This is a genomic window from uncultured Roseibium sp. (assembly GCF_947496995.1).
Taxonomy (GTDB): Bacteria; Pseudomonadota; Alphaproteobacteria; order Rhizobiales; family Stappiaceae; genus Roseibium.
Window position 1 is genome coordinate 339998 of record NZ_CANMFD010000002.1, and the last position, 22336, is coordinate 362333.

The window sequence follows — 22336 nt, forward strand, 5'->3', positions numbered from 1 at the left end:
CAGGGCCAGAAGAAAGGATCACAACATGCTCAAGAACGATCGACTGGATGCCTGGGACCGGGAGAATTTTTTCCATCCCTCCACACACCTGGCACAGCATGCGCGCGGTGAAAGCCCGAGCCGCATCGTCACAGGCGGCAGTGGCGTCTTTATCGAGGACCGGGACGGCACGCGCCTGCTTGACGCCTTTGCCGGGCTTTATTGCGTCAATGTCGGCTACGGGCGAACGGAAATCTCCGATTCCATCGCCACCCAGGCCAAGGAGCTTGCCTATTACCACGCTTATGTCGGCCACGGCACGGAAGCCTCCATCACCCTTGCCAAAATGGTGATGGAGCGGGCGCCCGCACACATGTCGAAGGTCTATTTCGGCCTTGGCGGCTCCGACGCCAACGAGACCAACATCAAGCTGGTCTGGTACTACAACAACATTCTCGGCCGTCCGGAAAAGAAGAAGATCATATCACGCTGGCGCGGCTACCACGGTTCTGGCCTGATGACCGGCTCGCTTACCGGCCTGGAGCTTTTTCACAAGAAGTTCGACCTTCCGTTCGACACGGTCCTGCATACGATCGCACCCGATTATTTCCGCCGGGAGGATCTGTCGATGTCGGAAGCGGATTTCGTCGCCCATTGCGCTGCGGAACTGGAAGCCATGATCGAACGTGAAGGCCCGGACACGATTGCCGCCTTCATCGGCGAACCGGCGCTCGGCACCGGGGGCATCGTGCCGCCGCCCGCCGGATACTGGGAAGCCATTCAGAAGGTTCTGAAGAAACACGATATCCTGCTGATCGCCGACGAAGTCGTCTCCGGTTTCGGTCGACTGGGAAGCATGTTCGGATCGGATCACTACGGGATTGAACCCGACTTCATCACCATCGCCAAGGGCCTGACTTCGGCCTACGCACCGCTTTCCGGGTCGATCATTTCAGACAAGGTCTGGAAGGTTCTGGAAGACGGCGCCGATGAATTCGGTCCCATCGGCCATGGCTGGACCTACTCCGCTCATCCCATCGGAGCTGCCGCCGGTGTCGCCAACCTGGAACTTATCGACAAGCTCGGTCTGATCCAAAACGCGAAATCCGCCGGAGCCTATTTCAAGAACGCCCTGCAGGGCGAACTCGGCGATCACGCCAATGTGGGCGATATCCGCGGCGACGGGATGCTGTGCGCTGTTGAATTTGTCGAAGACAGGGACAGCCGGGCCTTCTTCGACCCTGCCAAAAAGGTCGGACCGCAAGTGGCGGCCGCTCTTTTGAAGGAAGGCGTCATCGGACGGGCGATGCCCCAGGGCGATATCCTCGGATTCGCGCCGCCGCTGTGTATTACGGAAGCAGAGATCGACCAGGTCGTTGCCGCCACAGGCAAGGCAGTACGCGCGGTTCTGTAAACGCAATAAGTTCCCCCGAGCCCTGCGGGGGAATCGGTCTCACGTTGTCCCGGCGCTGCACTGCGCTCACCGGGACAACGGTCTGTTACGCTACGGATGTATCCGGCATTTTCCCGGACCGGATGTCCTGAACGATTGCGGCATGACCGCCATTTTGCCGCTCTGCGCGGCCCGTGTGAAAAAAGATCTATTCCGGCTTTGACCGGAGCCGCCCATCGTGCATTAATGTCACACAAATTTAGCACTTTCACAAAAACTTGTGACGCTTTGGGAGGAGCGAATGGCTGACACACAAACGGTGCTGGCGGAGCGGCAGGACGGCTTTCTCCTTATAACCCTCAACCGCCCGGACCGGCTGAACGCCTTCAACGAAACCATGCATCATGAATTGCGCCAATGCCTGGACGAGGCGCAATCGGATGATGACATTCGCGCCGTTCTGCTGACGGGTGCCGGACGCGCCTTTTGCGCCGGTCAGGATCTTTCAGACCGGGACATGCGCGGGGGAAGCGAAGCGCCGGATCTGGGGCTTACGCTTGAAACCCTCTACAACCCGCTCGTCCGCCAGATACGTGCGTTGCCGAAACCGGTTGTCTGCGCCGTCAACGGGGTCGCCGCCGGAGCCGGCGCGAATATTGCGCTGGCCTGCGATATCGTCCTGGCAGCCCATTCGGCGCGTTTCATCCAGGCGTTTTCCAAAATCGGACTGGTGCCGGATTCCGGCGGAACATGGTTTCTGCCGCGGCTGATCGGCGAAGCGCGTGCCAAGGCGCTGGCAATGACGGGTGACCCGCTCAGTGCCGAAATGGCGGTAAGTTGGGGCCTTATCTGGAAGGCCGTGCCCGACATGGAACTCCTCAAGGAAGCCAGGACGTTTACCGGGCAACTCGCAGGCGGTGCGACCAGCGGCCTGGCGCTGACAAAACAGCTCATTCAGGATGCGTCGGTCCAGTCTCTCGACAGTCATCTCGATGCGGAACGCGATGCGCAACGTCTGGCCGGGCGGACATCCGACTACCGGGAAGGCGTCGCCGCGTTTCTGGAAAAACGCCAGGCCCGGTTCTCCGGTTCCTGACGACATGTTTTCGGAGAGTTGAATGACGCATGAAGACCTCGCCAGAGCCTGTGCGCAACGGATGTGGTCGCAGGACACTGCATCGCAGGACCTCGGCCTCAGCCTGGACCATATCGCTCCGGGCCATTCGGTGATGTCGGTTAACGTGTCCAAAAGCATGACCAACGGCCATGGAACTTGTCACGGCGGCTATCTCTTCACCCTTGCCGACAGCGCCTTCGCCTTTGCCTGCAACACCTACAACCAGGTCACGGTCGCGCAGCAGTGCTCGATCACCTTTCTGGCACCGGCCCATCTGGGCGACCGGCTGACCGCCACGGCGCGCGAACGGTCCCGGCAGGGCCGGTCAGGTCTTTACGATGTGACGATAGAAAATCAGAACGGCGATACGATTGCCGAATTCCGCGGCAATTCAAGAACAACAAAAGGCACGATATTGCCTGAGTAGGAGAGACGGACCCTTGCGTCCGGCTTTTGGGAGGACATCATGGAAGATCTGGCTCCGCGGCCCGGTGATCTGGAACCTGTTGAAACGGCATCCAGGGACGAACTCTGCGCGTTGCAACTGGAGCGCCTGAAATGGTCGCTCAGCCATGCCTATGAAAACGTTCCCTTTTTCAGGGAGCGATTTGACGCCAAAGGTGTTCACCCTTCCGACCTGAAGACGCTGAGCGATCTCTCCAGGTTCCCGTTCACGGCAAAGTCCGACCTCAGGGATCACTACCCTTTCGGATTGTTCGCGGTTCCGCGCGACAAGATCGTGCGGATTCATGCGTCTTCTGGAACCACCGGCAAGCCGACCGTAGTCGGGTATACGGCCAACGATATCGAAATGTGGGCCAATCTCGTCGCCCGCTCGATCCGCGCTGCCGGCGGCCGCGCCGGCGACATCATCCACGTCGCTTATGGCTACGGTCTTTTCACCGGCGGTCTCGGTGCGCATTACGGCGCTGAAAAGCTGGGCTGCACCGTCATTCCCGTGTCCGGGGGAATGACCGAGCGCCAGGTCACCCTGATCCAGGATTTCAAACCCCGCATCATCATGGTGACCCCGTCCTATCTGCTGTCCATTCTGGACGAATTCCGCCGCCAGGGAATCGATCCGAGGGAAAGTTCGCTCGCCGTGGGTGTTTTTGGGGCCGAGCCCTGGACAAATTCCATGCGCCGCGAAATCGAACAGGCCTTCGACATGCATGCCGTCGATATTTACGGACTGTCCGAAATTCTGGGTCCGGGCGTTGCCAACGAATGTGTGGAGACCAAGGACGGCCTGCATATCTGGGAAGATCATTTTTATCCGGAAATCATCGACCCGGAGACGGGCGAAGTGCTGCCCGACGGGGAAATCGGCGAACTCGTGTTCACCACCCTCACAAAGGAAGGCCTGCCGATGATCCGCTATCGCACCCGCGACCTGACCCGGTTGCTGCCGGGTACGGCGCGCAGCATGCGGCGGATGGAAAAGGTGACCGGTCGCTCGGACGACATGATCATCCTGAGGGGAGTGAATGTGTTTCCGACACAGATCGAGGAACAGATCCTGAAATGCAAGGGGCTGTCGCCGCACTTCCAGATCGAACTGAAAAAGGCGGATCGCCTTGACGTGATGACGGTCCATGTGGAGGCCCTGCCCGGAGCCGCTTCGGGAGACCAGCGCGCGCGATCTTCCAAGGAGCTGGCGCATCACATCAAGAGCGTCGTCGGCGTATCGGCTGTGATCAACGTGACCGAACCCGGCGCGGTTGAACGCTCCGCTGGCAAGGCCAAGCGGGTGGTGGACAACCGGCCGAAAAACTGATCAGGAAGAAAAGCCGGCTTTGAGCGGGTTTCCGATCGATCCCCGGAGCAGTTCACGCGGGCCTTCGGCAGAAAACTCGCTGCTCGAAAGCTCCGCTACGGCATAGAGCTTTTCATCGCGAAAAGCGCTGGCATTCCTCGTTGATGCACCTTCAGCGGGCTTACCGCCCGTGTCCAGAAAATCAGGCTCCGCCTCACTCGCCACAATGCGGGCGTCTGCCGGAGATTGCGCCCGAACGATCACTTCACCCTGATTTTTCGCAAGATCCCAGTTCGGGTCCCAGTCGGCGGCTGAGGGCGTGAGCTTGTAGATACGTGTTTCCATATGGGCTCAACCCACCGGTGACGGAAAAGTTCCCCGAAACATGCAGCCGAATTCCTGTCCGGCTCGCCCGCTCCTTTTTTATGACGTTCTTTTCCCCGACCATTCCTTTGCAACAAGTGTCAGGACGTCGTAGTGCGCAACGGGTTCGTCCTTCTGGTTGGTCACGAGACAGTCCCATCTGACTTCGCCGTAATCGGCTGTAATCCGCGGCGAGATTTCCTTGGCCGTCAATTGCGCCTTCAAGTCGTCTCCCGCATTCAGCGGCGTGAGAAAGCGCAGGTTATCGACGCCGTAATTGGCGAGGACAGGTCCCTCATCCGGGTCGACAAAAAGGCCTGCAGCGAAGGAGACGATGAGATAGCCGTGTGCGACGCGGCCCTCGAAGAACGGATTCCGCCTTGCAGCGTCTTCATCCATATGGGCGTAGAACGTATCGCCGGTGAAGGTGGCGAAGTGTTCGATATCCTCAAGCGTCACGGTCCGGGATTTCGTCATCAGCCGGTCGCCGATCTTCAGTTCGGCAAGCGACTTGCGGAACGGATGCTGGCTGTCCGTGCGGCCCGGAGCACCTGTGACCCACTTGCCCGTCACGGCGCCCAAGAGATGCGGGGCTCCCTGGACGGCAGTGCGCTGCATGTAATGCTTGATGGCCCGGATGCCGCCAAGCTCCTCCCCGCCTCCGGCCCTGCCGGGCCCACCATGAACCAGCATCGGCAAGGGGGATCCGTGTCCGGTCGACGATTTGGCGCTCTGGCGATTGCCGATCATCACGCGGCCATGGAACGGCGCCATGCCGAGAACCATTTCCTCCGCCACCGACGGGTCATCGGTAAACATGGAGGCGACAAGCGAGCCCTTGCCCTTGCGCGTCAGCTCAACCGCTTCCTCGATTTCATCGTAAGGCATGAGTGTTGCCACCGGCCCGAAGGCCTCAATGGAATGTACGGCGTCCGAGGAAAGGGGCTTTTCGCAATGAAGCAGCACGAGAGAAGTGAAAGCGCCCTCCTCCGGTAGATTGCCGTTTTCGGGAGAAATCAACTCGGCTTCGGCCTTGAGATCCGCGATACGTTCCAGAACCTCCTGCCGTTGACCGAGTGACGCCAAAGGCCCCATGGTCACGTTTTCCTGCCGGGGATCGCCGATCACCTGACGGGCAAATCGCTGGTTGAGAGCCTCCGCGATGGCGGAAACAGATACCCTTGGAACGATGATGCGCCGGACCGCGGTACATTTCTGACCAGCCTTGGCGGTCATCTCCCGGACAACTTCCTTAACGAACAGATCGAACTCCGGCTCACCCGGTTTTGCGTCCGGTCCCAGAACGGCGGCGTTCAGGCTGTCGGCTTCCATGGTGAAGCGGACCGAATTGCGGATGATCGCCGGATGACCACGCAGCATCTGACCGGTCGAGGCGGACCCGGTGAAGGTCACCACGTCCTGATCGCTGACATGATCGATGAGATCGCCGGCCGACCCACAAAGCAGCTGCAGCGCTCCGTCCGGCAGGATTCCGCTTTCCTGGATATGCCGCACCATGCGTTCCGTCACATAGGCGGTCTGGCTGGCTGGCTTCACCAGACAGGGAACGCCCGCGATTAAAGCGGGCGCGATCTTTTCCAGCATGCCCCAGCAGGGAAAGTTGAACGCATTGATGTGGACGGCAATTCCGCGCAAGGGCGACAGGATATGCTGTCCTGAAAACGTGTCGTCCCGGGAAAGCGGTTCGACCGCGCCTTCCACGAACACCCTCGTGTTCGGAATTTCCCGGCGGGCCTTGGATGAGAAGGCGAAGAGCGTCCCTATGCCGCCTTCGATGTCGATCCAGCTGTCCTTGCGGGTTGCGCCGGTTGCAAAGCTCTCCTCATAGAAAAGCTCCTTGTTCTCCATCAGCGATTGCGCCAGCGTCTTCAGCATCAGCGCGCGCTCATGATAGGTCATCTTTCGAAGAGCCTTGCCGCCGACCTCCCGGCCATAGGCAAGCGCTTCGCCCAAATCGAGACCGGAAGCGTCGATACTGGCGACAGGTTTGCCAGTCGAGGCGTCGAGAAGCGCCTTGCCCTCGCCTTTCCCGGTTTGCCAGCGTCCGGCCAGCCAGCTTTCCAGAACGCGCACGTTTTGTGTGACCAAAGTCATGAAGCAAATCCAGTCTGAAGATTGAAGACCTCAGGGTACGGAAACCGTTCCCCTGTGTTCAGGCGTCGTAGGTGAGAACAAGGCGTTTGGTGAGTGGGCGGGACTGACAGGTCAGGATGTAACCGTCGCGGATTTCATCGTCCTCAAGCGCGTGATTGGCCGCCATTTCGACTTCCCCCTCCAGCAGTCTGCCACGGCAGGTCGAACAGACACCGGCGCAGCAGGAATATGGCGCATCGATATTGTTCCTGTGAGCGGCCTGGAGAATGCTCTCACCGGGTTCCATGTGAATGTCCCGCGTGGTGCCGTCGAGGGTCAGCTTCAGGTCGGCTTCCCTGGATTTTTCATCAGAGGCAATTGCGGTCTGATTGACCGGAAGACGGCCAGGCTGGTCGGACTTGAAAAGTTCCTGCTTGATCCGGTCCGTGGCAACGCCGTGTCTTTCAAGCCCCTGACGCACCGTTTCCATCATGCCGTGCGGACCACACAGGAACGCAAGATCGATGTCCTCTGGGTCGATCAGGGTTTCAAGCAGTTCATCGAGTTTTTGCGCGTCCACCCGGCCGGAAAACAGGTCAGTGTCCTGCGCGTCGCTCTTCAGGATATGGATGATCTGCAGGCGGCCCAGATACCTGTTCTTGAGACCTTCCAGTTCCTCGCGGAACATGATCGAAGAGACTTGGCGATTGGCATAAATCAGCGTGAACTGGGAGTTCGGCTCTCGCGCCAGCACTGTTTTCAGGATCGACAGAACGGGCGTGACACCGGACCCGCCGGCAAATCCGAGATAGAACTTTGCGCTCGCCGGTTCGACCGGAGCGAAGAAACTGCCGAGCGGGGGCATCGCTTCGACGGTGTCGCCCGGTTTGAGATTTTCATTGGCCCAGCAGGAAAATGCCCCGCCGTCGACCCTTTTGATGCCCACCTTCAGAGCGCCTTCTTCGGTGCCGGCGCAAATCGAATAGCAGCGGCGGACCTCATGGCCGTCAAAATCTCGGCGGAAGGTGAGATACTGTCCCTGGGTGAACCGGAAGATATCCACGTCTTCCGTTTGCGGCCGCAGGGTCACGATGACGCTGTCGCGCGTGTCCGGCACCACCTCCGTGACGGTCAGGGCATGAAAGCGTGACATGTCGTTCCTCCCGGAAACAGCAGTGAGCCTGCGGTTAGTGGCATTTGAAATAATCGAAGGGTTCCAGGCAGGCCCGGCACCGGTAAGCGGCTTTGCAAGGGGTCGAACCGAACTGGCTTATCTTTTCCGTGTTCTGCGATCCGCAGCGCGGACAGGCAACCACGAGGTTCTTCAGACCAGTTAGTCTCGCGACCCTTGCGTCGGTTCCCCCGCCTCTCTGTGCCTGCTCCTCCGCAGGCGGCGCGATGCCGTATTGGCGCAGTTTTTCGCGTCCCTCGGCAGTCAGCCAGTCCGTCGTCCAGGCAGGGGTGAGCTTCTGTTCAAGACGCAGATCGTCGATGCCGCAGGAACGCAGTTTGGTTTCGATGTCGAGATTGATTACCGACGTCGCCGGACAGCCCGTGTAAGTCGGTGTCACCGTGACCACGAGAGTATCCTCGTCCCAGCTGACATCGCGGATGATCCCGAGATCGGTCAGGGAAATCACAGGGATTTCCGGATCGGGGACTTCCGAAAGCCACTGCCAGACCGTGTCGGTTGAAACCTGCATCACTTCACCACGTCGCGCCAGGATAGGCCCTTTGCAGGAACTGCATCTCCGACAGGAGATGGCCGAGATGTTCCGAATGCCGGCCGGTCAGGCCGCCCTTGTGGGCAAAATCCGATTGCGGCTGCGTCAGGGTCGCCTGTTTGAAAACTGCTGCGACGGTCTCTTCCCAACCCGGTTTCAGGGTTTGCGGGTCGGGCGCCAGACCGGCCTCCGCCATCGCCTCATCGACCGCATCGGCCACGAACATTTCACCGACGTAGGGCCAGAGCGTATCCAGAGCATCCTGCATGCGACGGTGGCTTTCCGGCGTTCCGTCTCCCAGCCTGATCACCAGATCCGAGGACCGGTCGAGATGATATGCGACTTCCTTCCCGGCCTTGACCGCGATTTCGGCGATCCGCTCATCTGCGGACGACTTGAGCGCTTCCAGAAGAGCGTCCTGCCAGGCGTCAATCAGGAATTGGCGCATGAGGGTATTGCCGAAATCGCCGTTCGGCTGTTCGGCGAGCAGGACATTGCGGAAGTGCCAGGCATCGCGCAGATAGGCAAGCTCGTTCTCACCGCGCCCCTTGTCTTCCACTTCGCCTGCATAGCCGAGCCAGAGACGCGATTGTCCGATCAGATCGAGCGCGATATTCGCCAGTGCGATATCTTCCTCCAGAACAGGTGCATGCCCGCACCACTCCGAAACCCGATGACCGAGAATAAGCGCGGTATCGCCCCTGCGCAGCAACCATTCGAACAGAATATCGCTCGCGATATGTTCGCTCCTCGTCACCATCACATTTTCCCGACTTCATCCGGAATGTCATAAAAACTCGGGTGCCGGTAGATCTTGTCCGTCGCAGGCTCGAACAGGGCTTCCTTGTTCCCAGGGTCGGATGCCGTTATCTGCGCGGAAGGAACCACCCAGATGGAAACGCCTTCCTTTCGGCGCGTATAGACATCGCGGGCATTCCTGATCGCCATTTCGGCGTCCGGAGCGTGAAGCGATCCGACATGACGGTGATTGAGACCGTGCTGTCCGCGAATAAACACTTCCCAGAGTGGCCATTCCTTTTTCATTGTATTTTCTCCCAGAAGGCCGGTTACGCCGCCGAAGTTTCACAGCGGGCGGAGCGCCACAGATTGGCCGTGGGAACATGGTCCCAGCCAAAGGCCAGATCGGTCGATCCGTGCGTGTTCAGATGAGCCAGCCTGTCCCAGGCTTCTTCAAGTGTGGGCTGGTGTCCGTGTTCTACCGGCCACATGACGAAATGCATCTTTTCCATCATCCCGAACCATTCTGCACGTCGCTCGTAGATCCGTTTGTGGATGGTCTTGAAGACGAAATTCTCGAGACTTTCGACGTTTTCCCAGACGGAGAGATTGGGGATGATCCTCGGGTCGTCATCAACGACCACCGAATAGTCGCCGGCTTCCTCTTTCAGACGCCAGACGAAGCCTTCGCTGCGCTCGGCAGCGGCATTCACCCGGTTGAGATTGTTGACGAAGTCTGCGACCCGCGGATCGTTGATTTCGTATTTGAGCCGCGCGACGTTCAATTCGGCGATATGTGTACCGGTCATCTGGTCCTACTCCGCTGCTGTCCGGGCCGCTGCCCTCTTGTCCGCATGGGCCATGAGGCCGTCCCGCACCCAGGCACCGTCCTCCCAGGCCTTGATCCGGGCATCCAGCCGCTCCTTGTTGCAGGGGCCATTGCCCTTCAGAACCTCGAAGAATTCACTCCAGTCGGGTTCGGAGAAGTCGTAGCCGCCTTTTTCCTCATTCCACTTCAGGTGTTCGTCCGGAACAGTGAGCCCCAGATACTCGGCCTGCGGCACGGTCTGATCGACGAATTTCTGGCGCAGTTCGTCATTGGTGTTGATCTTTATCTTCCAGGACATGGACTGGGCGGAGTGCACGGAATCCTTGTCGGAGGGACCGAACATCATCAGTGACGGATACCAGAACCGGTTCAGCGCATCCTGGGCCATCCTGTGCTGGGCAGGTGTGCCGTTCGCCATCTTCATCATGATGTCGAAGCCCTGGCGCTGGTGAAAACTCTCCTCCTTGCAGATCCGGACCATGGCCCGTGAATAAGGACCGAAGGAGGTCCGCTGCAGCGGCACCTGGTTCATGATCGCAGCACCGTCCACCAGCCAGCCGACAGCGCCGATATCCGCCCAGGTGAGCGTCGGGTAGTTGAAAATGGAGGAATATTTCATCTTGCCGGCGTGCAGCAGCTCGATCAGCTCGTCCCTGCTGACACCAAGCGTCTCCGCCGCGCAATAAAGATAGAGCCCGTGGCCGGCTTCGTCCTGAACCTTGGCCAGAAGGATCGCCTTGCGTTCCAGCGTCGGGGCGCGGGTAATCCAGTTGCCTTCTGGAAGCTGACCGACGATTTCCGAATGCGCATGCTGGCCGATCTGACGGATCAGCGTCTTGCGATAGCCCTCCGGCATCCAGTCGGTCGGCTCGATCTTCTCACCGCGATCGATGCGCTCCTGAAACGCGCGCTCTTCTTCGGACATTTCCGAAATGTCGCGCACCCGGTTCGCATCGGTAGTCACCATCTGGGCATACATGACGCCTCCTCCCGTCATGTTGAAGATGAGGAAGGATACCGCACAAAGCATCACATAAAAAGTTATTTTATCAAATTTTTTGTGATGCTTTTCGGGGTCACCGGTTTTTTACTCATGACAAAGGCTCCCGCTCGCTCCTTGTGGCCAGCGACATCAGACGGGATCTTACGTCACCCGTATTTTGCGGCAGCGGGCCGTTGCGATTGAAAAGATGCTGCCCGATATAGTCGTCGGCGGCCGCTGAAAGTCCGATATACAGTTCGGCAAACAGGCGGTGGGCGGCGGATCCCGGCCAGTCCTGCCGCAAGACGGAAGGCGGCAAACGGGGATCGTTCAGACGTATCTCCCGATAGGCATGGACCAGGGCGAGCCTGAGAAGGAGTGCCGCGCGTCCGTCGAGGTCGCCTTTCAGAACAATTGCCATGGGCTCGAACTGACCGACGAAATCCTTGTAGGCCCGGGACAGTGCGCCGAGATCGAATGCGGTGGTCAGCAGCGCTTCCATTTCCGACGCATTCGGCTGCAATGCTGTGGATCGAAAGGTTGCTCCGCCCACCGGCCGGCCAGGCCGGTCAGCGGCGATATAAAAATCGCCGCCTGCGTGTGCGAAACCGTGGCTCAGCAATTCCGATTGCCGGATTTCTTCCGCGCAATGGGTAATGAGCCAGCCGCACTCACCATCGACGGGGCCGAAAAACAGCTCGGCCGCCAGATGGTATTCCTCGCGCGCCCGGGGCGTCAGCGCATAATAGCTCCGCCGCCCTTCCCTTTCGCCTTTCAACTGTCCCGTGGAAACCAGGCGGGAAACCGCCGTGCGGACAAGGGATTCATTGACGCCAAATCCCGCGCACAGAGTGATGAGATCGCCCATCCAGAGCACCCCGCCACGCGGTTCGACAATATCGCCGTAAATGGTGACGATCAGCCGGGCGGCTTTGGGTGGAAACGATTTTAGGTAGTTTTCCGTGTCGAGGTCTGTGCTGGCAGGCATGAAGCAACTGATCCGTCAGTGTTTTTATTACCTTATCCCTGCCCGCCCAACAAACCAAGCGTCGAGGTTCAGGAACAATCCGTGGATACGGCCTTGCGCCTGAATACCGGAAACGTTATACAGTTACATGTTATAAAGTAACACTCCATCGGAAGCCCACCCAATGAAGATCTTTTCCTTTCAAAAAACGCTGCCGAGCGTAAGCCGACGCGGTCTTTTCCTGTCGAGCGTAGCGTTGTGCCTCGCAGCCACCGCGACATCCGCAACTGCGGACGCTCCTGCCGTAGTCACGACCATCAAGCCTCTGCATTCCATCACCTCTGCCGTCATGGACGGGGTCGGCAAACCGCTCATCCTGATCGATGGGGCAGCTTCTCCACATGGTTTCGCCCTGAAGCCTTCCCAGGCCTTTCTGCTGCAGGGCGCGAACGTGGTGTTCTGGGTCGGGCCGGAACTTGCGCCGTCGCTTGCCAAGCCAATTTCCTCCATGGCTGAAAATGCAAAGGTCGTGGAACTCATGGACGCGGCCGGCATAGAGCATCTGAAGATTCGCGAAGGCGCGAATTTCGACGCTCACGATCATGGACATGAAGACGGCGAAGACCATCAAGAGGGACATGCGGATCATGACGATCATGAAGGGCACGATGACCATGCGGACCACGCCGATCATGACGACCATGAGGAACATGCAGACCATGACGGCCACGCGGACCATGACGATCATGAACAGCATGCAGGCCACGAGGACCATGAAGAACACGAAGGTCACGAAGGTCACGAAGATGGACATGAGGAGCATCACGCCGGACACGGCGAGACATTCGATCCGCATATCTGGCTGAACCCGGACAACGGCGTAGCGATTGCCGGTATCATGGCGGAAACCCTGGCAGGTATCGATCCGGAAAATGCGGACACCTACAAGGAGAATGCAGCGAAGTTCACGGCGCGCATGGAGGCGCTGAACGAGAAGATCGCAAAACAGCTTGAGCCGCTTTCAGGCAGCAAGTTCGTCGTGTTTCACGACGCCTACCACCACTTCGAACATCACTTCGACATCGAGGCAAGTGGAGCGATCACCTTGTCGCCCGAAGCACTTTCGAGCGCCGACCGGATTTCCGAAGTGCGGGAAGAAATCAAGGATCTGGGTGTGAGCTGCGTGTTCCAGGAACCTCAATTCGATGCAAAACTTGTCGATGTGGTTCTTGAAGGCAGTACAGCGCGCAAGGCAACACTCGATCCGCTGGGCACCAGCCTGACCAACGGTCCGGACCTCTATCCGGAACTGCTCGAGAACCTGTCGCAGTCCCTCGCCGACTGCCTTGAAGGCAAATCCTGAAATGAAAAAACCGCCGGACATCGTTCGGCGGTTCAGACTGATTACAGCGCCATGGCTTTACCACCGTCATCCCGGCCAAGTGAAGCGCGAGTTGGGACCGGTGAGCAACAAGTCATTTTTGCAGCTGGGACCCTTCAACAGACAACCTTCAACTCACCGATCCCGGATCTTCGCTACGCTGCGTCCGGGATGACGAATTGAAGGTTTGTCAGCTATCTGAGCCGCCGGACATGGTCCGGCGGTTTTTCTCAAATCGTGAAGAAGATCAGGATGTTCTGGCCTTGGCACGGGCGGCTTCGGTCTTCTCGAGGGCCTTGAGAAGGTACCGGTCACGGTCATAGACATCCGTGTAGTAGGAAATGCTGCCGTCAAGTTCAGGCCATGCGGTGAAATAGGACACATAGACCGGGATATCGCCGGTAACCTTTTCCTGCTCGTTCTGACCCGCGGCAATCCGCGACGTCACGTAGTCCTTCGACTTTCCGAGAACCGCTGCCGCCATGGCCTTGGGGTCGTGCAGGCGGATGCAGCCGTGGCTGAAAGCGCGTGCGTCCTTGTTGAACAGGCTCTTCGACGGCGTATCGTGCATGTAGATATGGTGCTTGTTCGGAAAGAGAATCTTCACTTCGCCGAGCGCGTTGGATCTGCCGGGATACTGGCGGACGTTGACGGATTGCTGTTTCGAGGCAACCGCATACCAGTCCACGGCTGCCGAAGAGACCTTGCGGCCGCCCGGTGTCGAGACCTCGTAACCGGCACGGTCGAGATAGCTCGGGTCATTCGCCAGCTTCGGAAGCATCTCGTTGACGATGATCGAATAGGGAACGCCCCAGTAGGGGTTGTATTCGACGATCTCGATCTTGTCGTAGAAGAAGTTGGTCTGGTTGGATTTCTTGCCCACCACGACGCGCATCGACAAGGGAACCTCTCCGGGCGCCGTATAGGTGGCCGTGTAGGCTGCCTGGTTGATGAAGACCTTGCGCTCTCCCAGTTCCTCGGGAATCCAGCGGCTGCGTTCCATCGCCAGTTCAACCTTGGCGATCCTGGCCGCATTGGTTTCGCCGACCATCGCGTTGATGGTGTTCTTGCCGACGATACCGTCCGGTGTCAGCTTGAGTTCCTTCTGGAAGGCCTTGACCAGTTCCACCAGTTCCGGAGTGTAAAGCTCCGACTCGTCGTAAGCCTCCAGCGTCTCGGCGTGTGCAGCCTTGAGTTCCGGGGAAGCATTCTTTTCGATCGCCGCGACAATGTTCTTCATCTCGGGGCTGGATTTTCCGGCTTTCAGAAAGGTACCCGGCGCGATGACGATTTGATCGGTCTCTTCGTCTTCGGCTTTCAGGAGCGCCAGTTCGGCGGTCAGTTTCCGGAAATGATCGTTCTGCGGCTGAGCGGTGTCCAGCACCTGCCCGGGGGCTTCGGTGGATGCGAAGCTCTCCATTGCAGCGACCAGGTCAACCTTGTGCCGCGGCAGGTCGTGATATTGCGAAATCCGGTTCGGATCGACCCGGCCGCGCTTTGCATCGAGAACATAGGTGAGCACCGCAGCGCTCAGGTCCATTTCAAAGCGCATCAGAGCTGCATCGCGCTCCGCTCCGTTCAGGCCGGCCACCGACGGCAGCGCGACAAAATAGTCGTCCGGGTTCAGGGCATATTTGCCCGCCTCGCTCAAGCCCCGACGCGCAGCGGCAGCCCGTGCAGTTACCCTGCCGTCTTCCACCCAGACAAAATCGGGATGCTCCCGGTAGAAGGCAATCACCGCCTCGCCCACTTCCGGCAGAACAGTCAGTGTCATATCTTCCAGCGCAGGCCGCGCCTTGTCGAAGGCGGTCAGCACCACCGGTGCAGCCGGAGTGGTGTCCGTGCTGACGGTGGCAGCGTCGCCGGTCTCAGCCGTCTGGACGTCGGGCTGGATTTCGGCCGTTTTCTTCTCGGAAAGCTCGGAAAGGGAAACCTTCTTCCACACGTCCGCGGAATAGTTGAGGTAACGCGGCGCGGATACCTTTACCGATGCCGCCTTTTCGCGGAGATCTCCCTGCCGTTCACGCTCACGCTGCCGGCGATGAGCCTCGGGATTGAACAGGCGCTGGAACAGGCCCTGAGCGGCGACGGGTTCCACGGTGGCGATACTGAAGCCGGAAGCGATCACCGTCGCCATCAGGCCCGCCTTGATGGAATTGCCAACAACAGTCCGGGACCGTTTCGCCAACCCGCCGACACAATTCCCGCCGGTGCCCTTACCCAGTTCCATTTCGTTCGCTCGCATTGTTTCAAACCCGCAATTTAAAAATTTGTTCGCGCCCGAAGCCACGTCCGGTCAAGCGGAACTGTTCATTTTTCCGCCCCGACGAGGGCATCCCGGCTTCAAAGGCAGTCGGGACTTGTGTCAGGCGCCGTGTCTTTTTGATGGCAAAGTTGCCGAAAACCGATTCCCGTCGCGATCATCAAATCGGTTTTTACTATAACAGGCTTCTTGAGTTGGTTAAGGCTCGCGGCCGTACACAGGTTTTGAATTCAATAATGTGTGACGAATATGCCGAGCCGTCACATCGTTCCGGGTTGGCCACTGGACAGAGGCCAGCCGCCGATATTTCATTTCAATGCCAGAAAATCAGGGAATTTTGAAAGGCCGGCCCGAGGTGGCCGAGACCTTTTCGAACCGATTGCTCCAATTCGTGATGCCTGTCACGCCGGCAAGGATCAGCCTTGCGTAAATATGGCTCACGAAAACGTGAAACATCTCAGGGAGCGCGCAGATGCCGTTTCAATTCAACGTCGGAGATCATTCCTCACCGATCTGGAACTACACCCGTTTCGACTCGGCTCAGTACAGCAAGCTCAAATGGGCACGCAACAAGCTGTTCAAGATGGTGAAATCCATGCCGGGCTGCAATGCCTATTTCCGCACGCTGCCCAGGGGACGCAGTCTGTCCGACATGATCGGTGACAGCAGCATCTGGGTGAATTACGGACCGACACTTTCACCGCTGTATGGCCAAATTCACGTTCCAACCGGTGAGATCGCCGTCGGCGACCGGGCCTTCAACATGGGACGCTGGATGGTGTTGGCGACCATTATTCACGAATTGGCTCACCACAATGGCGCTCCGATCACCGGTGGCGACAGCCGCGCGGAGGATGCCGTCTACCACTGCGGTCTCGGCAACTCCAAGGAGTACTACGAGGGCGTGGACGATCCGACCACACCATATGACCCCGCCGTGGGTGATTGAGGTCACAGAGCTGCCCCGCAAATTCAGGGCAGTCCTGTGACCTGAAGAGAAATCCTAAAGAACATGTCACGCTGAATTGAATTCAGGAATTCGCCCGAACACATTTGCAATGCAAACGTTGCCTCGGGCGTCTTCCTGAACCCATGAATCCGCTTGAACGCGACACGCTCTAGAACGGAATTTCGTCGTCCATCGGTCCGGCGCCACCGCCGGAGGGACCGCCGAAGCCGCCACCACCGCCACTGGACGGACCGCCGAAGCCACCGCCGCTTGAGCCGCCGCCATAACCGCCGGATCCGCCGCCGCCCTGAGGTTCGCTGCCGTAGTCAGGCAGGCCGCCCGGCTGGCCACCGCCCTCGCCGCGCCCATCGAGCATGGTCAGAGTGGAGTTGAAGCCCTGAAGCACGATTTCCGTGGAATACTTGTCCTGGCCGGACTGATCCTGCCACTTCCTGGTCTGGAGCTGACCTTCGATGTAAACCTTGGCGCCTTTGCGGAGATAGTTTTCCGCAACCTTGCAAAGTCCCTCATTGAAGATCACCACCCTGTGCCATTCAGTCCGCTCGCGCCGCTCACCGGTGTTGCGGTCCTTCCAGCTTTCCGATGTGGCAATGCGCAGATTGGCGATTGGACGGCCGTCCTGCGTCCGGCGGATTTCGGGATCGGCACCCAGATTGCCGACCAAGATAACTTTGTTGACGCTGCCCGCCATACCTGAACTCCTAAGACTGTTCAGCGCGTTCCCGCGCCTCAAAATTGGCCGACACCTTACAGGATAGGCCTCCTGAGGCGCATGGATGCCCCCATAATCCACAAGGTATTTTTGTTCCGCAAATGTTCCACTCCCGCGATACCTCTGTCAAGGGCAACCAAGGGCGTTGAGAGCGAAGACCCGAGATTGCGCACCGAAAGCTTCAGCTCTGAAGCTTTCCGGTCAGGCGACGTTCACACGCCGCCAGTATGCCTCGCAGAAGGAATAGACCGCAAAGAGTACGATCCCTGCGCCCATGACCGTCAGGATCAGCCACCCCATGGGAAGCTCCTGCATGAACCGCAGCGCGTCTTCGATATCCGGAGGGCCGCCGCCGCCGTCACCGGCGCTCAGACCGCGGTAGAACAGGAGGAACGCCAGAATGAAGAAAACGATACCGCGTGCCAGCAGACCTATTACGGAAATCGGACGCAGGATCCGCATCGTTTCCTCGCCGGCCTGAAGATGATCTTCGAATTTCATTGTCACCGCTTTCCAGCAATGCGCGCCGCCTACTCCGACGAATATGGCGGCCATGCCGATCGCAACCGTGCGGGAGCCAATGAACCCGCTGAGGGTTTGCGCGACGCCGCCTCCGCCACCTGACGAACCACCTGAAAACACCCCCATTCTGGAGAGTGCGTAAACCGCGAGCGTCGCATAGGTAAAGGCGCTTGCAAGCAGACCGGCGCGAATGGTCAGAGCCTTGAGCGAGTGACCGTGATCATCCGCATCGAAAATCGCCTGCACGAGCCGCCAGACGACATAGCCGAACAGACCTGCGACCAGAGCTCCGAGGAGAGCATGGCCGAAGGGCTGGCTCAGAAGGTGTTGCAGAGCGCCCTTGGTGTTGGTGGTTTCGGCTGCCCCGACGGCGGCAAAGCACGCCAGAACGCCGATGATCAGGTAGACCACGCCTCGGGAAGTGTAGCCGGCGCGCGCGAGCTTGCGGATAACGTTGCCTGGCAGGTTCATTTCGCAGTCTCCGTTGTGTCGGTTCGCGCTTCGGCGTTTCCGAGTTCCTCATGCCGCGGCAATTTTTTGCCCAGCCAGTTGGCCAATAGCCAGCAGATACCCGCCCACGCACCGCCAAATGCCCAACCGGCCAGCACGTCGCTCGGCCAGTGGACGCCGAGATAAACCCGGCTCAAGCCGACAAGCACGGCGATCATGACGGCCGATGCGATGGCAAAGACGCGCAGTGCGCGCCGGGGCATGAACCGCGTCGCTATCGCCGCCAGAGTCAGCCATGTGAAGGTACTCACCATGGCATGGGCACTCGGGAAGCTGGACGTGAAGGTCATGTCCATATGCGTCACCAGATCCGGACGCGGCCGGGAAAAAAGCAATTTAGCGAGACTGGAAAGAACACTGCCTGTCACCACGGCAGACAGAAGGAAAAAAGCCGCGGTTATTCGCTTTAGCAGAAAAAGACTCACCGCGGTCAGCAGGACGACAATGGAAAGGATCGTGTAGCCGCCAAGTGTCGTGACCTCGGCGGCCGCTTCCTCAAACCAGGCCGGGCCCCAGGCGTTCGTCGTGTCTTCGGCACTGCGGAACCACAGGAGAACTTCACGATCGATATTGCCGCTGAAGCCCGAACCGACAGCCAGAGCGGTCAGCAAGAAGACCAATACGCAAAGCCCGGTAACGATGAGGACCCACTTTTCGTAATATTCGGGCCAGGGGGCGACGGGCGCGAATGTTCGCGTTTTTCCTGCGTCAGACCAGGGCCTGGTTCTGCTTTTGCCTTGTTGCCGTGAAAATGATGAACCTGCCTGCCCCAATACCGTTCCCCTTGCTATTCATGAAAAGAGAACCTGCGAGATGCCGCGGGGTTCCAATTTCGTCGAAATAATGGCGGGAGACCAAGGTTGTCGAACAGGATTTTTTGGAGTAGAGAGGCGATTGTTCCTTTTTTGTTCCTTAAGAGTATTCAGCCAGGGGACAACCGGGCAAAGGAACGCACCGCCCGTGAAGCCGGGCAAATGCAGATGCGAGACTGCGCGGTGGCGGGAAGCCTCGAATTTGCATAACTTCTGCCTATATTGAAGATCGTGCCGGCAAAAAAGACCGGCTCCCCTACCAGGAACGCATGTGGATAGTTCACCTGCCTTGAAGCCGGACGACATGACTGATCTGAAACAAATCTCAATCCGCGGTGCGCGGGAACATAACCTCAAGGGCATCGATATCGATCTGCCGCGCGACAAGCTGATCGTGATGACCGGGCTGTCAGGATCCGGAAAATCATCGCTTGCGTTCGATACGATTTATGCCGAAGGCCAGCGCCGCTATGTGGAGAGCCTGTCGGCCTATGCACGCCAGTTCCTGGAGATGATGCAGAAACCGGATGTGGACCAGATCGACGGTCTGTCGCCGGCGATCTCCATCGAACAGAAAACCACCTCCCGGAATCCACGCTCCACGGTCGGAACGGTCACCGAGATCTACGACTACATGCGGCTGTTGTTCGCGCGCGTCGGCATTCCCTATTCGCCCGCCACGGGCCTTCCGATCGAAAGCCAGACGATCAGCCAGATGGTGGACCGGATCCTGGAACTGGAGGAAGGCTCTCGTCTTTATCTGCTGGCGCCGATGGTCCGCGGCCGCAAGGGCGAATACCGCAAAGAGCTGGCCGAACTCATGAAAAAGGGGTTCCAGCGCGTCAAGATCGACGGCACGTTCCACGAGATTTCCGAGGCCCCTGCCCTCGACAAGAAATTCAAACACGACATCGATGTTGTCGTGGACCGGATTGTCGTGCGCGATGATATCGCAGGCAGGCTGGCCGACTCCCTGGAGACGGCCCTCAGACTGGCCGACGGTATCGCGATCGCCGAATTTGCCGACAAGCCCGGCGAACAGGAAGAAGCAGAACGGCTGATTTTCTCCGAAAAGTTTGCCTGCCCCGTTTCCGGCTTCACCATTGCGGAAATCGAGCCGCGGCTCTTCTCGTTCAATAACCCCTTCGGCGCCTGCCCGACCTGCGACGGGCTCGGCACCACACTGGCCTTTGAAGAAGACCTGGTGGTACCCGATCACTCGCTCTCACTGCGCGAGGGGGCCGTTCTGCCCTGGGCCAAAACCGGCTCCACCTCTCCGTATTATACTCAGACTCTTGAAGCGATCTGCAGTCACTACAAGGTCACGATGGCAACGCCCTGGAAGGACTTGCCGGTTGAAGTACGCGAAGCCATCCTTCACGGAACGGGAAAATCCAAGATCGAGTTCGTCTATGACGACGGTGTGCGCAGTTACCGCACCGAAAAGACCTTCGAGGGCGTTATCGGCAATATCGAGCGGCGCTGGCGCGAGACTGAATCCACCTGGGTGCGCGAAGAGCTTTCCCGGTATCAGTCCGACCATGCCTGTCCGGCCTGCGACGGGTATCGGCTGAAGCCGGAGGCTCTCGCCGTGAAAATCGCCGACAAGCATATCGGCCATGTCACGCAATATTCCATCCGCGAGGCGAGCAACTGGTTCGAACAGCTTCCGGCACAGCTCAACACGAAGCAGTCCGAAATTGCCGGCCGCATCCTGAAAGAAATCCGCGAGCGGCTCAGGTTTCTCAACGACGTCGGACTTGAATACCTGACGCTGTCCCGGGCATCCGGCACGCTGTCTGGCGGGGAAAGCCAGCGCATCCGCCTGGCATCGCAAATCGGCTCGGGATTGACAGGCGTTCTTTATGTTCTGGACGAACCGTCCATCGGCCTTCACCAGCGCGACAATGCGCGGCTGCTTGAAACGCTGAAACACCTGCGCGATCTCGGCAATACCGTCATCGTCGTCGAGCATGACGAAGACGCTGTGCTGACCGCGGACTATGTGGTCGATGTCGGGCCTGGCGCCGGCATTCACGGCGGACAGATCATCGCCAAGGGAACGCCGGCGGAGGTCATGGCGAATCCCAATTCGCTGACGGGGGCGTATCTCTCAGGCACGAAGATGATCTCGCGCCCGGACGAACGGCGCAAGATCAACAAGAAGCGACAGATTTCCGTGCGCGGTGCGCGCGGCAACAACCTGAAGGACATCGACGTGGACGTGCCGCTCGGCACGTTTACCTGCGTTACCGGCGTTTCGGGCGGCGGAAAATCCACGTTTCTGATCGACACTCTCTACAAGGCGGCCGCGCGCCGTCTGAACGGAGCGCGTGACAATCCGGCACCGCATGACCGTATCGAGGGCCTGGAGGTGCTGGACAAGGTGATCGACATCGACCAGTCCCCCATCGGCCGGACACCGCGCTCCAATCCCGCCACCTATACCGGCGCGTTCACTCCGATCCGGGAATGGTTCGCGAGCATGCCCGAATCCAAGGCGCGCGGATATCAGCCCGGGCGGTTTTCCTTCAACGTCAAGGGTGGGCGCTGCGAAGCGTGCCAGGGCGACGGCGTCATAAAAATCGAGATGCACTTCCTGCCCGATGTCTATGTTACCTGCGATGTGTGCAAAGGCAGACGGTACAACAGGGAAACGCTGGAGGTCGAATTCAAAGGCAAGTCTATTGCGGATGTTCTCGACATGACCGTGGAGGAAGGCGCCAGCTTCTTTTCCGCGGTTCCGGCTGTCCGGGACAAAATGGAGACACTTGCCAGGGTGGGCCTCGGTTACATCAAGGTCGGCCAGCAGGCGACCACGCTTTCCGGTGGGGAGGCGCAACGCGTGAAACTCGCCAAGGAGCTTTCCAAACGCTCGACCGGCCGCACGCTCTATATCCTCGACGAACCGACCACCGGTCTGCATTTTCATGACGTCGCCAAATTGCTGGACGTGCTGCACGAGCTTGTGGACCAGGGAAATACGGTTCTGGTGATCGAGCACAATCTCGAAGTTATCAAGACCGCCGACTGGATCATAGATCTTGGACCCGAAGGCGGAGACGGTGGCGGCACCGTTGTCGCGACCGGGCGTCCGGAGGATGTTGCAGAGGTCAAGGAAAGCTATACGGGGCACTTTCTCCAGGAGCTTCTGCAACGCCGGCCACAGCGTGCCATTGACGCCGCGGAATAGCCGTTCAAGGGCTGATTTCTGATTCAGTGTG

Annotated in this window: 20 protein-coding genes; 7 read left to right on the forward strand and 13 right to left on the reverse strand. The window is 59.0% G+C overall.

The features are described from left to right. The first annotated feature begins 25 nt into the window (after window positions 1-25). The 4 genes from Q1B40_RS10210 (at window position 26) to paaK (ending at window position 4266) form a co-directional block, all read left to right on the forward strand. A complete protein-coding gene (locus tag Q1B40_RS10210; protein ID WP_299813391.1) occupies window positions 26-1393 on the forward strand; it encodes an aspartate aminotransferase family protein in 1368 nt (455 codons plus the stop codon). A gap of 280 nt (window positions 1394-1673) precedes the next feature. Further along, complete coding sequence (gene paaG / locus Q1B40_RS10215; RefSeq protein WP_299813393.1) at window positions 1674-2468, forward strand: 2-(1,2-epoxy-1,2-dihydrophenyl)acetyl-CoA isomerase PaaG; 795 nt, start codon at window positions 1674-1676, stop codon at window positions 2466-2468. Between the two features lie 22 nt (window positions 2469-2490). Next, window positions 2491-2916: a hydroxyphenylacetyl-CoA thioesterase PaaI gene (paaI, locus tag Q1B40_RS10220; protein ID WP_299813395.1), complete on the forward strand. Its 426-nt coding sequence runs from the start codon at window positions 2491-2493 to the stop codon at window positions 2914-2916. Window positions 2917-2955: 39 nt separating this feature from the next. Next, the gene (gene paaK, locus Q1B40_RS10225) at window positions 2956-4266 is read left to right on the forward strand and encodes a phenylacetate--CoA ligase PaaK (protein WP_299813398.1); all 1311 of its coding nucleotides are present in this window, start codon (window positions 2956-2958) and stop codon (window positions 4264-4266) included. Here paaK and Q1B40_RS10230 read toward each other — a convergent pair whose 3' ends face one another. The 9 genes from Q1B40_RS10230 to Q1B40_RS10270 all read right to left on the reverse strand — a co-directional run bounded on the left by Q1B40_RS10230 (window position 4267) and on the right by Q1B40_RS10270 (window position 11963). Continuing rightward, a complete protein-coding gene (locus Q1B40_RS10230) occupies window positions 4267-4590 on the reverse strand; it encodes a hypothetical protein (RefSeq protein ID WP_299813400.1) in 324 nt (107 codons plus the stop codon). Between the two features lie 78 nt (window positions 4591-4668). Beyond that, on the reverse strand, window positions 4669-6723 hold the full coding sequence (paaZ, locus tag Q1B40_RS10235) for a phenylacetic acid degradation bifunctional protein PaaZ (RefSeq protein ID WP_299813402.1): 2055 nt from the start codon (window positions 6721-6723) through the stop codon (window positions 4669-4671). Between the two features lie 58 nt (window positions 6724-6781). After that, a complete protein-coding gene (locus tag Q1B40_RS10240; protein WP_299813404.1) occupies window positions 6782-7855 on the reverse strand; it encodes a 2Fe-2S iron-sulfur cluster-binding protein in 1074 nt (357 codons plus the stop codon). A 34-nt stretch (window positions 7856-7889) separates the two neighbouring features. Beyond that, window positions 7890-8405 (reverse strand): 1,2-phenylacetyl-CoA epoxidase subunit PaaD, encoded by a 516-nt coding sequence (paaD, locus tag Q1B40_RS10245; RefSeq protein ID WP_299813406.1) that lies wholly within the window; start codon window positions 8403-8405, stop codon window positions 7890-7892. Window positions 8406-8409: 4 nt separating this feature from the next. Further along, on the reverse strand, window positions 8410-9186 hold the full coding sequence (paaC, locus tag Q1B40_RS10250) for a 1,2-phenylacetyl-CoA epoxidase subunit PaaC (protein ID WP_299813408.1): 777 nt from the start codon (window positions 9184-9186) through the stop codon (window positions 8410-8412). Then, window positions 9186-9470, reverse strand: a complete 285-nt coding sequence (gene paaB, locus Q1B40_RS10255) for a 1,2-phenylacetyl-CoA epoxidase subunit PaaB (protein WP_299813410.1) — start codon at window positions 9468-9470, stop codon at window positions 9186-9188. Before paaB ends, paaC begins: the two co-directional genes overlap by 1 nt. A gap of 23 nt (window positions 9471-9493) precedes the next feature. Beyond that, window positions 9494-9973, reverse strand: a complete 480-nt coding sequence (locus Q1B40_RS10260; RefSeq protein ID WP_299813412.1) for a DUF3291 domain-containing protein — start codon at window positions 9971-9973, stop codon at window positions 9494-9496. Between the two features lie 6 nt (window positions 9974-9979). Next, the gene (paaA, locus tag Q1B40_RS10265; RefSeq protein ID WP_299813414.1) at window positions 9980-10972 is read right to left on the reverse strand and encodes a 1,2-phenylacetyl-CoA epoxidase subunit PaaA; all 993 of its coding nucleotides are present in this window, start codon (window positions 10970-10972) and stop codon (window positions 9980-9982) included. Between the two features lie 112 nt (window positions 10973-11084). Further along, window positions 11085-11963, reverse strand: coding sequence for a PaaX family transcriptional regulator C-terminal domain-containing protein (locus Q1B40_RS10270; protein ID WP_299813416.1), 879 nt, complete (start codon window positions 11961-11963; stop codon window positions 11085-11087). A gap of 163 nt (window positions 11964-12126) precedes the next feature. On the opposite strand from Q1B40_RS10270, the gene Q1B40_RS10275 reads away from it, so the two are divergent. Beyond that, window positions 12127-13305 (forward strand): zinc ABC transporter substrate-binding protein, encoded by a 1179-nt coding sequence (locus Q1B40_RS10275; protein WP_299813418.1) that lies wholly within the window; start codon window positions 12127-12129, stop codon window positions 13303-13305. A 265-nt stretch (window positions 13306-13570) separates the two neighbouring features. Here the strand turns inward: Q1B40_RS10275 and Q1B40_RS10280 are convergent, their stop codons facing one another. Then, window positions 13571-15553, reverse strand: coding sequence for a L,D-transpeptidase family protein (locus Q1B40_RS10280; RefSeq protein ID WP_299813421.1), 1983 nt, complete (start codon window positions 15551-15553; stop codon window positions 13571-13573). Window positions 15554-16058: 505 nt separating this feature from the next. Here Q1B40_RS10280 and Q1B40_RS10285 point away from each other — a divergent pair. After that, window positions 16059-16535 (forward strand): hypothetical protein, encoded by a 477-nt coding sequence (locus Q1B40_RS10285; protein WP_299813424.1) that lies wholly within the window; start codon window positions 16059-16061, stop codon window positions 16533-16535. A gap of 169 nt (window positions 16536-16704) precedes the next feature. On the opposite strand, the gene Q1B40_RS10290 is transcribed toward Q1B40_RS10285, so the two are convergent. The 3 genes from Q1B40_RS10290 to Q1B40_RS10300 all read right to left on the reverse strand — a co-directional run bounded on the left by Q1B40_RS10290 (window position 16705) and on the right by Q1B40_RS10300 (window position 18920). Further along, window positions 16705-17247: a single-stranded DNA-binding protein gene (locus tag Q1B40_RS10290; RefSeq protein WP_299813427.1), complete on the reverse strand. Its 543-nt coding sequence runs from the start codon at window positions 17245-17247 to the stop codon at window positions 16705-16707. 222 nt (window positions 17248-17469) lie between these two features. Next, a complete protein-coding gene (locus Q1B40_RS10295; protein WP_299813429.1) occupies window positions 17470-18261 on the reverse strand; it encodes a DUF1206 domain-containing protein in 792 nt (263 codons plus the stop codon). Then, window positions 18258-18920: a phosphatase PAP2 family protein gene (locus tag Q1B40_RS10300; protein ID WP_299813432.1), complete on the reverse strand. Its 663-nt coding sequence runs from the start codon at window positions 18918-18920 to the stop codon at window positions 18258-18260. Before Q1B40_RS10300 ends, Q1B40_RS10295 begins: the two co-directional genes overlap by 4 nt. 496 nt (window positions 18921-19416) lie before the next feature. On the opposite strand from Q1B40_RS10300, the gene uvrA reads away from it, so the two are divergent. Next, window positions 19417-22305, forward strand: a complete 2889-nt coding sequence (uvrA, locus tag Q1B40_RS10305) for an excinuclease ABC subunit UvrA (RefSeq protein WP_299813435.1) — start codon at window positions 19417-19419, stop codon at window positions 22303-22305. Window positions 22306-22336: the final 31 nt, after the last annotated feature.